General features: G+C 61.1%; 13 protein-coding genes. 6 read left to right on the top strand and 7 right to left on the bottom strand.

From position 1 onward, the window contains the following. Window positions 1-41: 41 nt before the first annotated feature. The 5 genes from rng to mreB all read right to left on the bottom strand — a co-directional run bounded on the left by rng (window position 42) and on the right by mreB (window position 4995). A complete protein-coding gene (gene rng / locus BLV67_RS01600) occupies window positions 42-1499 on the bottom strand; it encodes a ribonuclease G (RefSeq protein WP_010213134.1) in 1458 nt (485 codons plus the stop codon). Window positions 1500-1570: 71 nt separating this feature from the next. Next, entirely contained in the window at window positions 1571-2167 is a 597-nt protein-coding gene (locus tag BLV67_RS01595) for a Maf family protein (protein ID WP_069786072.1), read from the bottom strand. Between the two features lie 51 nt (window positions 2168-2218). Then, a complete protein-coding gene (mreD, locus tag BLV67_RS01590; RefSeq protein WP_017138250.1) occupies window positions 2219-2707 on the bottom strand; it encodes a rod shape-determining protein MreD in 489 nt (162 codons plus the stop codon). Then, on the bottom strand, window positions 2707-3771 hold the full coding sequence (mreC, locus tag BLV67_RS01585; RefSeq protein ID WP_425272295.1) for a rod shape-determining protein MreC: 1065 nt from the start codon (window positions 3769-3771) through the stop codon (window positions 2707-2709). Before mreC ends, mreD begins: the two co-directional genes overlap by 1 nt. A 186-nt stretch (window positions 3772-3957) precedes the next feature. Beyond that, window positions 3958-4995: a rod shape-determining protein MreB gene (gene mreB, locus BLV67_RS01580; protein ID WP_002555108.1), complete on the bottom strand. Its 1038-nt coding sequence runs from the start codon at window positions 4993-4995 to the stop codon at window positions 3958-3960. Window positions 4996-5205: 210 nt separating this feature from the next. Here mreB and gatC point away from each other — a divergent pair, with 210 nt between their 5' ends. The 6 genes from gatC (at window position 5206) to BLV67_RS01550 (ending at window position 10401) form a co-directional block, all read left to right on the top strand. Then, window positions 5206-5493 (top strand): Asp-tRNA(Asn)/Glu-tRNA(Gln) amidotransferase subunit GatC, encoded by a 288-nt coding sequence (gene gatC / locus BLV67_RS01575; protein WP_003188556.1) that lies wholly within the window; start codon window positions 5206-5208, stop codon window positions 5491-5493. 16 nt (window positions 5494-5509) lie between these two features. After that, window positions 5510-6961: an Asp-tRNA(Asn)/Glu-tRNA(Gln) amidotransferase subunit GatA gene (gatA, locus tag BLV67_RS01570; RefSeq protein WP_065911562.1), complete on the top strand. Its 1452-nt coding sequence runs from the start codon at window positions 5510-5512 to the stop codon at window positions 6959-6961. Window positions 6962-6971: 10 nt separating this feature from the next. Further along, window positions 6972-8417: an Asp-tRNA(Asn)/Glu-tRNA(Gln) amidotransferase subunit GatB gene (gene gatB, locus BLV67_RS01565; RefSeq protein ID WP_065911566.1), complete on the top strand. Its 1446-nt coding sequence runs from the start codon at window positions 6972-6974 to the stop codon at window positions 8415-8417. Between the two features lie 132 nt (window positions 8418-8549). Then, on the top strand, window positions 8550-8921 hold the full coding sequence (locus BLV67_RS01560) for a septal ring lytic transglycosylase RlpA family protein (protein ID WP_065911567.1): 372 nt from the start codon (window positions 8550-8552) through the stop codon (window positions 8919-8921). Between the two features lie 56 nt (window positions 8922-8977). Continuing rightward, the gene (locus BLV67_RS01555; protein WP_074854412.1) at window positions 8978-10024 is read left to right on the top strand and encodes a calcium/sodium antiporter; all 1047 of its coding nucleotides are present in this window, start codon (window positions 8978-8980) and stop codon (window positions 10022-10024) included. Between the two features lie 41 nt (window positions 10025-10065). After that, window positions 10066-10401, top strand: a complete 336-nt coding sequence (locus BLV67_RS01550) for a carboxymuconolactone decarboxylase family protein (RefSeq protein WP_244160688.1) — start codon at window positions 10066-10068, stop codon at window positions 10399-10401. A 41-nt stretch (window positions 10402-10442) separates the two neighbouring features. On the opposite strand, the gene BLV67_RS01545 is transcribed toward BLV67_RS01550, so the two are convergent. Next, window positions 10443-11384: an AEC family transporter gene (locus tag BLV67_RS01545; RefSeq protein ID WP_017138257.1), complete on the bottom strand. Its 942-nt coding sequence runs from the start codon at window positions 11382-11384 to the stop codon at window positions 10443-10445. Window positions 11385-11563: 179 nt separating this feature from the next. Continuing rightward, window positions 11564-13117 carry a galactarate dehydratase gene (gene garD / locus BLV67_RS01540; RefSeq protein ID WP_069786070.1) on the bottom strand — a complete coding sequence of 518 codons (1554 nt, stop codon included), beginning with the start codon at window positions 13115-13117 and terminating at the stop codon, window positions 11564-11566. Window positions 13118-13121: the final 4 nt, after the last annotated feature.

The raw sequence follows: 13121 nt of genomic DNA, 5'->3' as shown, positions 1-13121 counted from the left end.
ATCAATGCCTGCCGGTCTCGAATAAAGAAAGCGATTGGGGATCAGAGCAGCACCACGTCGTATTGTTCCTGGGAATACATGGTTTCGACCTGGAAACGAATGGTGCGCCCGATAAAACCCTCCAGCTCAGCGACGTTACCGGACTCTTCATCCAGCAATCGGTCGACCACTTTCTGGTTGGCAAGCACTCTATAGCCTTCGGCCTGGTAGGCACGTGCCTCCCGTAAGATTTCGCGGAAAATCTCGTAGCAAACCGTTTCCGGGGTCTTCAGTTTGCCGCGTCCCTGGCAACTGCTGCACGGCTCGCACAGCACTTGTTCAAGGCTTTCGCGAGTGCGTTTGCGGGTCATCTGCACCAGGCCAAGCTCGGTGATGCCGATGATATTGGTCTTGGCGTGGTCGCGCTCCAGTTGCTTCTCCAGGGTGCGCAGCACTTGACGCTGGTGCTCTTCGTCTTCCATGTCGATGAAGTCGATGATGATGATGCCGCCCAGATTGCGCAGGCGCAGCTGACGGGCAATCGCAGTGGCCGCTTCGAGGTTGGTCTTGAAGATGGTTTCTTCGAGGTTGCGATGGCCCACGAACGCGCCAGTATTGACGTCGATGGTGGTCATGGCCTCCGCCGGGTCCACCACCAGATAGCCGCCGGACTTGAGCGGCACTTTGCGCTCCAGGGCTTTCTGGATTTCATCTTCGACACCATACAGGTCGAAGATCGGTCGCTCGCCAGGGTAATGCTCCAGGCGGTCGGCAATTTCCGGCATCAGCTCGGCGACAAATTGCGTGGTGCGCTGGAAGGTTTCCCGCGAGTCGATGCGAATTTTCTCGATCTTGGGGCTGACCAGATCACGCAAGGTACGCAACGCCAGACCGAGGTCTTCATAGATGACGCTCGGCGCACCAATGGTTTTGATCTGTGCGCCGATCTGGTCCCACAGCCTGCGCAGGTAGCGGATGTCCATGAGGATTTCGTCGGCGCCGGCGCCTTCAGCGGCGGTACGCAGGATAAACCCGCCGGCTTCCTTGATGCCTTCGGCCGCTACGCAGTCGCTGACCACCTTTTTCAGGCGCTCACGCTCGGCTTCGTCTTCGATCTTGAGGGAAATACCCACATGCGCGGTACGCGGCATGTACACCAGATAGCGCGAAGGAATCGACAGTTGCGTAGTGAGCCGCGCGCCTTTGGAGCCGATGGGGTCCTTGGTGACCTGCACCACCAGGCTCTGCCCTTCGTGCACCAGGGCGCTGATGCTTTCCACTGCTGGGCCTTCACGCAGGGAGATTTCCGAGGCGTGGATAAACGCAGCACGGTCCAGGCCGATGTCGACGAAAGCCGCCTGCATGCCCGGCAATACGCGCACCACTTTGCCTTTATAGATATTGCCGACGATCCCGCGCTTCTGGGTGCGCTCGACGTGCACTTCTTGCAGAACACCGTTTTCTACCACCGCCACGCGCGATTCCATCGGCGTGATATTGATCAGAATCTCTTCACTCATGGCTGGGTCTCGTTCAGGCGTTTTCACAATAGTGACCGATCGCTTAAGGCTTGGCGCGCAAATCAAGGCGTTCAGCGCGCGGTAAGGTTTTGCCAACAGGGTATGCCGAATTGGTCGAGCAGTTGCGCGGTTTCGCACACCGGCAGGCCGACCACAGCGGAATAGCTGCCATTGAGCCCGGCGACAAACACCGAACCCAGCCCCTGGATAGCATAGCCGCCCGCCTTGTCCGCAGGTTCGCCACTGTGCCAGTAGGTTGTAGCTTCCTCGACAGAAATAGTGCGAAAACCTACACGACTGCTTACACAACGGGTTTCGCAGCGCTGGCCGTCGGTGAGGGCTATGGCGGTGAGCACTTCATGTTCACGACCGGAAAGCGCCATCAGCATCGCCAAGGCATCGGCCTGGTCCACGGGCTTGCCAAGGATCTGGCCATCCACGATCACCGCCGTATCGGCGCCCAGCACACAGGCGCCCGAGGCGTGTTCAAGCGCGGCAAAACCCGCCGTGGCCTTGCCGCGCGCAAGGCGCTCGACGTAGGCAACGGCGGGTTCATGGGTAAGAGGGGTTTCGTCAATGGCGGCACTGACCACGGTGAAAGGCACACCGATCTGGGTCAACAGTTCACGCCGCCTCGGTGAGCCCGAGGCCAGGTAAAGCGAATTCATTGCAGACTCTCCCTGTAGGGTTTGATAACCAGGCAGAGCCTCGCAATCCATTCAATTGATTTTATAGCGACGACGTAACCCACGCAGGCCGAAACTGACCCAAGGCCACAACAGCGCACTGACTAACGCCGGCAACACCAGCGCCAAGGTTGGTTGGCGGTTGCCGGTCAAGGCGCTGAGCCACAGTTGCACCAACTGCGCGAGGCCGAAGATCACCAGGATCACCAGGCACTGTTGCCACATCGGGAACATGCGCAAACGCTGCTGCAACGACAGCACCAGGAAGGTAATCAGCGTGAGGATCAATGCGTTCTGACCCAGCAAGGTGCCATAGAGCACGTCTTCCGCCAAGCCCAGGCACATTGCCGTAACCATCCCGACTTTGTGCGGCAGGGTCAGCGACCAGAAGGCCAGCAGCAACGCCAGCCAGAGCGGTCGCAGGATCTCCATGAATTGCGGCAGCGGCGAAACGCTGAGCAGCAAACCGATGGCGAAAGTCAGCCAGACGATCCAGCCATTACGCGAATGAGTACCGGCCATTATTCCTCCCTCTGCCGCGTGGTTGCCGGGGCTGCGGCCGCTGGCCGAGCGGCAGGCGTGGCGGCAGGCGTTGTCGCAGGCGGTTTGGCTGCGGCGGGCTTAGCCGGGCGGGCGTTGTGGGCGGCAGGTTTGACGGGCGTCGCCACCGGCGCTGCCGGAGTTGCCACCGGTGCAGGCGGCCCAACAAAGGCTGGCTTGGGCACCGTTGCGGGAACGATCGGCGTTGTACCGTTCTGCTTGTCTTCCGCTTCCTGGGCTTGAGCGGCGTCGTTGACGCGCTCTTCCGGGGTGCGGTTGTCGCTGAACACCAGCAGCAGGTAGCGGCTGCGGTTCAAGGCAGCGGTCGGGACTGCACGCACAATGGCAAACGGCTGGCCGGAATCGTGGATCACTTCCTTGACCGTCGCCACCGGGTAACCCGCCGGGAAGCGCTGGCCCAAACCGGAGCTGACCAGCAGGTCGCCTTCCTTGATGTCGGCGGTGTCGGCCACATGCCGCAATTCCAGGCGTTCCGGGTTGCCGGTGCCGCTGGCAATGGCGCGCAGGCCGTTACGGTTGACCTGTACCGGAATGCTGTGGGTGGTGTCCGTCAGCAACAATACCCGCGAGGTGTAGGGCATAAGCTCCACTACCTGGCCCATCAGGCCTCGGGCATCGAGCACCGGCTGGCCCAGCACGACACCGTCGCGCTCACCCTTGTTGATGATGATACGGTGGGTAAAGGGGTTGGGGTCCATGCCGATCAACTCGGCCACTTCGACCTTCTCGTTGACCAGTGCCGAAGAATTGAGCAACTCGCGCAGCCGAACGTTCTGCTCGGTGAGGGCCGCGAGCTTTTGCATGCGCCCCTGCAACAGCAGGTTTTCAGTCTTGAGTTTTTCGTTCTCGGCGACCAGCTCGGTACGGCTGCCGAATTGGCTGGCCACACCCTGGTAGAGACGCTGCGGCAGGTCGGTGATCCAGTAAGTCTGCATCAACACCAGCGACATCTGGCTACGCACGGGCTTGAGCAGTGCAAAACGGGCATCGACCACCATCAGCGCGACCGAAAGCACGACCAGCACCAATAAGCGCACGCCCAATGAGGGGCCTTTGGCGAAAAGCGGTTTAATAAGCCGCTCCTCCCAGGCAAATGTTCTCTTTATTCATACGGCATCAAACCGGCCTGGATGCAGATTGAAGAAGATAAACGCCAACAGGCAGCACTGCAAAGTGCTGCCTGTGGGCGAAGCATGGCGCAACCAACGATCTTATTCGCTGGAGAGCAGGTCCATGGTGTGTTTATCCATCATTTCCAGTGCACGACCACCGCCACGGGCAACGCAGGTCAGCGGGTCTTCGGCGACGATCACCGGCAGGCCGGTTTCCTGGGCCAGCAGCTTGTCGAGGTCACGCAGCAAGGCGCCACCACCGGTCAGCACCAGGCCACGCTCGGCGATATCGGAAGCCAGTTCCGGCGGCGATTGCTCCAGAGCGCTTTTCACAGCCTGAACGATAGTGGCCAGGGACTCTTGCAGAGCTTCCAGCACTTCATTGGAGTTCAGGGTGAAGGCACGTGGAACGCCTTCGGCCAGGTTGCGACCGCGAACATCCACTTCGCGAACTTCGCCGCCCGGGTAAGCGGTGCCGATTTCCTGCTTGATGCGCTCAGCGGTAGATTCGCCGATCAGGCTGCCGTAGTTACGACGCACATACGTGATGATCGCTTCGTCGAAACGGTCGCCGCCTACACGCACGGATTCGGCATACACCACACCGTTCAGGGAAATCAGGGCGATCTCGGTAGTGCCACCACCGATATCCACCACCATCGAACCGCGCGCTTCCTCAACCGGCAGGCCGGCGCCGATTGCGGCAGCCATAGGCTCTTCGATCAGGAACACTTCGCGGGCACCGGCGCCAAGGGCCGATTCACGGATGGCACGACGCTCCACCTGGGTGGACTTGCACGGAACGCAGATCAGCACACGAGGGCTGGGCTGCAGAAAGCTGTTTTCGTGAACTTTGTTGATGAAGTACTGCAGCATCTTTTCGCAGACGCTGAAGTCGGCGATCACGCCGTCTTTCATCGGACGAATGGCAGCAATATTGCCTGGTGTACGGCCGAGCATGCGCTTGGCCTCGGTGCCTACGGCAACGACACTTTTCTGATTACCATGGGTCCGAATGGCCACAACCGATGGCTCATTCAGAACTATACCGCGCTCGCGCACGTAAATAAGGGTGTTGGCAGTGCCCAGGTCAATGGAAAGATCGCTGGAAAACATGCCACGCAGTTTCTTGAACATGGGGAAAGGACCCTAGGCAACGCGTGGGTAAAAAAGTGCGGCAAACTCTAACAACGACAGGGATTTTGGGCAAGGCGCCAATGTGCTAAATTGGCCGACTTTCTGTGCACCAACCCCCACAATCGCGGCCTTATGACCGTAGAAATGCGGTAGTGTTCCGACAATCTAACACACGGATGCCCTCCGTTCTGTTTTCCACTGGAGAAACCCATGGCGCTTGAACGCTCCGACGTGGAAAAAATCGCGCATCTGGCCTCGCTTGGCCTGAATGACGCCGATCTTCCACAGACCACCGCAGCCCTGAACAGCATTCTCGGGCTGGTCGACCAAATGCAGGCCGTGAATACTGACGGCATCGAGCCCCTGGCTCACCCGCTGGAAGCCAGCCAGCGCCTGCGCGCAGACGTTGTGACCGAGCGAAATAATCGCGAGGCCTACCAGTCCATCGCGCCAGCGGTCGAAAACGGCCTGTACCTGGTTCCGAAAGTCATCGACTAAAGGGAAAGAGCCTTTCATGCATCACATGACTCTGGCCGAGATCGCCCGCGGTCTCGCCGACAAAAAGTTTTCTTCCGAAGAGCTGACCCAGACCCTGCTGGCGCGTATTGCCGCGCTGGACCCCAAGGTCAACAGCTTTATCAGCCTCACCGAGGAGCTGGCCCTGAGCCAGGCCAAGGCCGCCGACGCACGTCGCGCCAACGGTGAAAACGGCGCACTGCTGGGCGCACCGATCGCCCACAAAGACCTGTTCTGCACCCAGGGCATTCGCACCAGCTGCGGCTCGAAGATGCTCGATAACTTCAAGGCGCCCTACGACGCCACCGTGGTGTCCAAGCTGGCTGCCGCCGGGGCCGTGACTCTGGGCAAGACCAACATGGACGAATTCGCCATGGGTTCGGCCAACGAGTCGAGCTACTACGGCGCAGTTAAAAACCCGTGGAACCTGGAACACGTGCCCGGCGGTTCATCGGGCGGTTCGGCTGCCGCCGTTGCTGCGCGCTTCCTGCCGGCCGCGACCGCCACCGACACCGGCGGCTCGATCCGCCAGCCCGCAGCCTTCACCAACCTCACCGGTTTGAAGCCGACCTACGGTCGCGTTTCCCGCTGGGGCATGATTGCCTACGCCTCCAGCCTCGATCAGGGCGGCCCGCTGGCACGCACGGCAGAAGACTGCGCAATATTGTTACAAGGTATGGCCGGGTTCGATAAACAGGACTCCACCAGCATCGATGAGCCGGTGCCGGACTACAGCGCCAGCCTTAATACCTCGCTTAAAGGCCTGCGTATCGGCGTGCCGAAAGAGTATTTCAGTGCCGGTCTCGACCCGCGTATCGCCGAATTGGTGCACAACAGCATCAAAGAGCTGGAAAAGCTCGGCGCCGTGATCAAGGAAATCAGCCTGCCGAACAACCAGCACGCGATTCCTGCGTACTACGTGATCGCGCCGGCAGAAGCCTCCTCGAACCTGTCGCGTTTCGACGGCGTGCGTTTCGGCTACCGCTGCGAAAACCCGAAAGACCTCACCGACCTGTACAAACGCTCCCGTGGCGAAGGCTTCGGCGCCGAAGTGCAACGCCGGATCATGGTCGGTGCCTACGCGCTGTCCGCCGGTTACTACGACGCGTACTACCTCAAGGCGCAAAAGATCCGCCGCCTGATCAAGAACGACTTCATGGCCGCCTTTGAAGAAGTCGACGTGATCCTCGGCCCGACCACGCCGAACCCGGCCTGGAAGATCGGCGCCAAGACCGGCGACCCGATCGCCGAGTACCTGGAAGACCTCTACACCATCACCGCCAACCTCGCGGGCTTGCCGGGCTTGTCCATGCCCGCAGGTTTCGTCGATGGCCTGCCGGTCGGCGTGCAATTGCTCGCCCCGTATTTCCAGGAAGGCCGCCTGCTCAATGTGGCGCACCAGTACCAGTTGAACACCGACTGGCACACTCGCACCCCTACCGGCTTCTGAGGAGAACACTATGCAATGGGAAGTTGTGATCGGGCTGGAGATTCATACCCAGCTCGCCACCCAATCGAAGATTTTCTCCGGTAGCGCCACCACGTTCGGCGCAGAACCCAATACCCAGGCCAGCCTGGTAGACCTGGGCATGCCCGGCGTACTGCCGGTGCTGAACGAGGAAGCGGTGCGCATGGCGGTGATGTTCGGCCTGGCGATTGACGCCGAGATCGGCCAACACAACGTGTTTGCGCGCAAAAACTACTTCTACCCGGACCTGCCCAAGGGCTACCAGATCAGCCAGATGGAATTGCCGATCGTCGGCAAGGGCTACCTGGACATCCCCCTGGAAGACGGCACCATCAAGCGTGTCGGCGTCACCCGTGCGCACCTGGAAGAAGATGCCGGCAAGAGCCTGCATGAAGAATTCAACGGCGCCACCGGCATCGACCTGAACCGCGCCGGCACGCCGCTGCTGGAGATCGTCTCCGAGCCGGACATGCGCAGCGCCAAGGAAGCCGTGGCTTACGTCAAGACTATCCATGCGCTGGTGCGTTACCTGGGTATCTGCGACGGCAACATGGCCGAAGGTTCGCTGCGTTGCGACTGCAACGTGTCGGTGCGGCCAAAAGGCCAGGCCGAGTACGGCACGCGCTGCGAGATCAAGAACGTCAACTCGTTCCGTTTCATCGAGAAGGCGATCAACACCGAAGTGCGTCGCCAGATCGAGCTGATCGAAGACGGCGGCAAGGTGATCCAGCAAACGCGCCTGTATGACCCGAACAAAGACGAAACCCGCGCCATGCGCAGCAAAGAGGAAGCCAACGACTACCGTTACTTCCCCGACCCGGACCTGTTGCCGGTGATCATCGAAGACTCGTTCCTGAATGACGTGCGTGCCACCCTGCCGGAATTGCCGCCGCAAAAACGCGAGCGTTTCCAGGAACAGTTCGGCCTGTCGGTCTACGATGCCAGCGTACTGGCCTCCAGCCGTGAACAAGCCGACTACTTCGAAAAAGTCGTGAGCATTGCCGGCGACGCCAAGCTGGCGGCCAACTGGGTGATGGTTGAGCTGGGCAGCCTGTTGAACAAGCAGGGCCTGGAGATCGACGAAGCCCCGGTGACCGCCGAGCAGTTGGGCGGCATGCTGCTGCGCATCAAGGACAACACCATCTCCGGCAAAATCGCCAAGACCGTGTTTGAAGCGATGGCCGCAGGCGAAGGCAGCGCCGACGACATCATCGAGAAGCGTGGCCTCAAGCAAGTCACCGACAGCGGCGCTATTTCGGCCGTGCTCGATGAGATGCTCGCCGCCAATGCCGAGCAAGTTGAACAATACCGTGGGGCAGACGAAGCCAAGCGCGGCAAGATGTTCGGCTTCTTTGTCGGCCAGGCGATGAAAGCCTCCAAAGGCAAAGCCAACCCGCAACAGGTGAACGAACTGCTCAAAAGCAAGCTCGAAGGCTGACACTTGATCGTTCCCACGCTCCGCGTGGGAACGCCTCACTGGACGCCCCGCGTCCGCTTTTGTGACGCGCAGCGTCACGGGCTGCATTCCCACGCAGAGCGTGGGAACGATCAATTGGGGGGGTTGTTGAACATGAAGCGTCTACTCGGCCTCCTGGCCCTGTTCTCTCTGCTGGCCGGTTGCGCCAGCGGCCTCATCGACCCCAACGGCTACGACGAAACCGGCACCGCCTCCTATTACGGCGCCAAGCACCATGGCAATAAAACCGCCAGCGGTGAACCCTTCAACCAAAACGCCCTGACCGCCGCCCATCGGCGCTTGCCCTTCGGCACGCGGGTCAAGGTGACCAATCTCGACAACAACAGATCCGTGGTGCTGCGTGTGAATGATCGCGGCCCGCACACCCGTGGTCGCCTGATCGATGTTTCCCGCAAAGCGGCTGAGCAGCTCGGTATGCTGGGCCGTGGCACCGCGCGGGTTCGCGTGCAAGCGCTGAGCAACTGACAGGAGTCTTGGCTATTTCCGCACTCACCGCCCTCTCGCCCTTCAGCCTGCTCGAATTGGTCAGCGGCCTGCTGCTGCTGATCCTCGGCGCCGAAATCCTGGTGCGCGCCGCCGTGCGCCTGGCGGCCAGCCTCAAGGTGCGGCCGCTGATCATCGGCTTGAGCATCGTCGCCTTCGGCAGCAGCGCGCCGCAGATGACCGTCAGCCTGCAAGCCACCCTGGCCGGCAATACCGATATCGCCGTGGGCAGCGTGATCGGCAGCAGCATTTTCAACATCCTCGTCACCCTGGGCCTGTCTGCGTTGATCATCCCGCTGCGGGTATCGCGGCAACTGGTGCGCCTGGACATCCCGGTGATGATTTGCGCCGCGCTGCTGGTGTTTACCCTGTCGGCCAATGAAGAGCTGACGCCCGCTGACGGGCTGGTACTGCTCGCGGCGCTGGTGGCCTACCTGGGTGTGCTGCATTACCAGACCCGCCATTCCCGGCGCCCGCGCACGCTGGACACCGTGGCCAGGGCGCCGTGGTTGAGCAGCGTGTTGCTGATGCTCGGCGGGCTATTGATTCTGGTGCTGGCCGGGCACTTGCTGCTGGGCGCGGCGGTGGACGTGGCGAGCGACCTGGGCTTGTCGGAACGCATCGTTGGCCTGACCTTGATCGGCGTCGGCACTTCGTTACCGTGCCTGGCCACCTCATTGATTGCCGCCGTGCGCGGCGAGCGCGAGATTGCTGTGGGCAATGTGATCGGCAGCAGCCTGTTCAACCTGCTCGGTGTGTTGGGGTTTACTGCATTGGTAGCGCCGTCACCGCTGTCGGTATCGCCCAACGCCCTCGATTTCGACTTGCCGGTGATGCTCGCCGTGGTGGCGCTGTGCCTGCCGGTGTTCTACACCGGTTACCGGGTCACCCGCGCCGAAGGCCTGGTATTGCTGGGCCTGTACCTGGTGTACGCGTTGCATGTGGTCTCGTTCACGTTCGGCATGCCCCTGGCTACCCGGCTTGAAAAACTGATGCTGTATTACGTCCTGCCGGCGCTGGTGGCGTTTCTGCTACTCAGCACGCTGCGCGCCTGGCGCCGCCAACACAAGAGGGAAGCGCAATGACCGATCAGAAAAAGCCCGGAGTTGAGATGCGTCGCTAGGTAATGGGCGACGTGTTCGTCGATCGCGCCCTGGGCAACGCCACCGAGTTCACCCAGCCGCTGCAGGATTTTGTCAACGAACATGCCTGGGGCAGCGTGTGGAATCGCGAAGGCTTGCCCTTGAAGACCCGCAGCCTGATCACCCTCGCGGCCCTGACCGCACTCAAGTGCCCACAGGAACTCAAGGGCCACGTGCGCGGCGCACTGAACAATGGCTGCACGGTGGAAGAGATTCGCGAAGCGCTGCTGCATTGCGCGGTGTATGCGGGTGTGCCGGCGGCGATTGATGCGTTTCGGGCGGCGCAGGAAGTGATTGAGGCGTATCAGGCAGACCGGTAGTGACTGTTAGATAGCCATCGCAGGCAAGCACACCAAAAACCTTAGATCCACCCACCCGCCTGCAACACAAAAATCCCGATATTGGTGGTCACCGCCGCCATCAAGGTGGTGATCACAATAATCGCCGCCGCCAATTCATGGTTACCCTCGGCAGCCCTGGCCATGACAAAACTCGCCGCCGCCGTCGGCGCACCGAAATACAGGAACAAAATCCCCAACTCCGGCCCGCGAAAGCCCAGCAGCCACGCGCCCAGCGTCGCGAACAGCGGCAGGCCGATCATCTTCACCAGGCTGGCACTCAAGGCCATGCTGCCGCTTTTGCGCAAGGCCGCCAATGACAAGGTGCCGCCAATGCAGATCAGTGCCAGCGGCAAAGTCATGTCCGCCAGGTACTGCCCGGATGACTCCAACCACCCCGGCAAGCCGATCTTGAAGATCGCGAACGGCGCAGCGACGATCACGCTGATGATCAGCGGGTTGGCTATCACGCTTTTGAAGATGCTCCACGGGTCGGACTTGATCACCGGGCTGTACACCGCCAGCACGATGGTCGACAGCGTGTTGTAAAACAGAATCACCAGCGCCGCGAGAATCGCGCCCAGGGAGATGCCGTAGTCGCCGTACATGCTGGCCGCCAGCGCCAGGCCGATCACGCCGTTATTGCCGCGAAACGCGCCCTGGGCATAAATGCCACGGTCTTCACGCGGGCAGCGAAAGATCGCCCAGCCCCAGGCCAGGGCAAAGCTCAGCAGCGTGGCGACGGCAAAGTAGATCAGCAAACCGGGCTTGAGCGCCGAATGCAGGTCGGCGTGGAGGATGCCGAGAAACAGCAGCGCCGGCATGGTGACGTTGAACACCAGCGACGATGCAACGTGGATGAAGTTGTCGTTGATCCAGTTGATGCGCTTGAGCAGCACCCCCAAAAACAGCATGGCAAACACCGGCGCGGTGATGGTCAGGGTGGTGAGGAAGATAGCCAGCATGCCGGGGAAAACCTTGGTGGGTGTCGTCAGGTGACTAATGATAAGCCAGATTCACCTGGATCGTTCCCACGCTCTGCGTGGGAATGCAGCCCAGGACGCTCCGCGTCCCATTCACAGCGGACGCAGAGCGTCCAAAGAGGCATTCCCACGCAGAGCGTGGGAACGATCAGTCGTCGGTCTCAGGTAATGGGTGCAGGGTTGAACAGGGTGATGTCGTTATGCAGCTTATGTTGCTCCGCCCACGTCTGTTTCTTGCCGCTGGCCACCTCCAGGTAGAAGTGGAACAGCTCCCAGCCCAACTCCTCGATGCTCGCGCGCCCGGTGGCGATGCGCCCGGCGTCGATATCAATCAAGTCCGGCCAGCGCTGCGCCAATTCCGTGCGTGTCGACACCTTCACCACCGGCGCCATCGCCAGCCCATACGGCGTACCACGCCCGGTGGTGAACACATGCAGGTTCATCCCGGCCGCCAGTTGCAGGGTGCCACACACAAAGTCGCTGGCCGGCGTGGCGCAAAAGATCAGGCCCTTGCCCTTGAACCGCTCACCCGGGCCCAGCACGCCATTGATCGCGCTGCTGCCCGATTTGACGATGGAGCCCAGGGACTTCTCGACAATGTTCGACAACCCGCCCTTCTTGTTACCCGGCGTGGTGTTGGCGCTGCGATCCGCCTCACCCTTGGCCAGGTAACGGTCGTACCAGTCCATTTCCCTGACGAGTTCCTGGGCAACTTCCTTGTTCTCGGCGCGCGACGTCAGCAGATAGATGGCATCGCGTACTTCCGTGACTTCGGAAAACATCACCGTCGCCCCGGCGCGCAACAGCAAATCCGAGGCATAGCCCAACGCCGGGTTGGCGGTGATACCGGAAAACGCATCACTGCCGCCGCATTGCATGCCCAGGATCAACTCGGACGCCGGCACGGTTTCCCGGCGGCGCTGGTCGAGTTTCTTCAAGCGGGTTTCGGCCAGCGCCATGATCTGCTCGATCATTTCGGTAAACCCGTGGCTGGAGTCCTGCAAGCGGTACAGCCAAGGCTCCCTGAGGTCGACGGAACTGTCGTTGTCGTGCATCACCTGCCCGGCCTGCAACTTCTCGCAGCCCAGGCTGATCACCAGCGCTTCGCCGCCCAGGTTGGGGTTGCGCGCCAGGTTGCGCACGGTGCGAATCGGAATATAAGCATCGGTGGCAGTGATGGCCACGCCACAGCCGTAGCTGTGGGTCAGCGCCACCACGTCGTCAACGTGCGGGTACTTGGGCAACAACTCGTCCTTGATGCGCTTGACCGCATGGTCCAGCACACCGGTGACGCACTGCACCGTGGTGGTAATGCCAAGGATATTGCGCGTGCCGACGGTGCCGTCGGCGTTGCGGTAACCCTCAAACGTGAAGCCTTCCAACGGCGCCTGAGTGGCAGGCACCTCGGTCGACAGCGGCAAGCTGTCCAGCGGCGGCGCAGTGGGCATGCGCAACTGGTCTTCCTGCACCCAACTGCCGCGCGGAATCGGCGCCAGCGCGTAGCCGATGGTCTGGCCGTAGCGAATAATCTCACCGCCTTCGGGGATGTCTTCCAGGGTGACCTTATGGCTCTGCGGAATGAAATCCACGGTGACCAGGCCGTCCGGAAACTCGGTGCCGGCCGGCACGCCCTGGTCGTTCACCACGATCACCACGTTATCGCGCGCGTGCAAACGGATCGAGCGCGGCGAGTCGGCATGTTCAATCAACTGCATTACA

Source organism: Pseudomonas salomonii (assembly GCF_900107155.1).
Classification (GTDB): Bacteria; Pseudomonadota; Gammaproteobacteria; order Pseudomonadales; family Pseudomonadaceae; genus Aquipseudomonas; species Aquipseudomonas salomonii.
The sequence above is the reverse complement of the archived record's forward strand: the minus strand, read 5'-3'. Positions and strand labels throughout refer to the sequence as shown.

Bases quoted from the DNA above. Each gene is read 5' to 3' on its own strand.
- BLV67_RS01595 (WP_069786072.1), bottom strand. From the start codon at position 2,167: ATGAATTCGCTTTACCTGGCCTCGGGCTCACCGAGGCGGCGTGAACTG.
- garD (WP_069786070.1), bottom strand. From the start codon at position 13,117: ATGCAGTTGATTGAACATGCCGACTCGCCGCGCTCGATCCGTTTGCAC.
- BLV67_RS01560 (WP_065911567.1), top strand. From the start codon at position 8,550: ATGAAGCGTCTACTCGGCCTCCTGGCCCTGTTCTCTCTGCTGGCCGGT.
- gatB (WP_065911566.1), top strand. From the start codon at position 6,972: ATGCAATGGGAAGTTGTGATCGGGCTGGAGATTCATACCCAGCTCGCC.
- gatA (WP_065911562.1), top strand. From the start codon at position 5,510: ATGCATCACATGACTCTGGCCGAGATCGCCCGCGGTCTCGCCGACAAA.
- mreD (WP_017138250.1), bottom strand. From the start codon at position 2,707: ATGGCCGGTACTCATTCGCGTAATGGCTGGATCGTCTGGCTGACTTTC.
- mreB (WP_002555108.1), bottom strand. From the start codon at position 4,995: ATGTTCAAGAAACTGCGTGGCATGTTTTCCAGCGATCTTTCCATTGAC.
- BLV67_RS01545 (WP_017138257.1), bottom strand. From the start codon at position 11,384: ATGCTGGCTATCTTCCTCACCACCCTGACCATCACCGCGCCGGTGTTT.
- gatC (WP_003188556.1), top strand. From the start codon at position 5,206: ATGGCGCTTGAACGCTCCGACGTGGAAAAAATCGCGCATCTGGCCTCG.
- rng (WP_010213134.1), bottom strand. From the start codon at position 1,499: ATGAGTGAAGAGATTCTGATCAATATCACGCCGATGGAATCGCGCGTG.
- BLV67_RS01550 (WP_244160688.1), top strand. From the start codon at position 10,066: ATGGGCGACGTGTTCGTCGATCGCGCCCTGGGCAACGCCACCGAGTTC.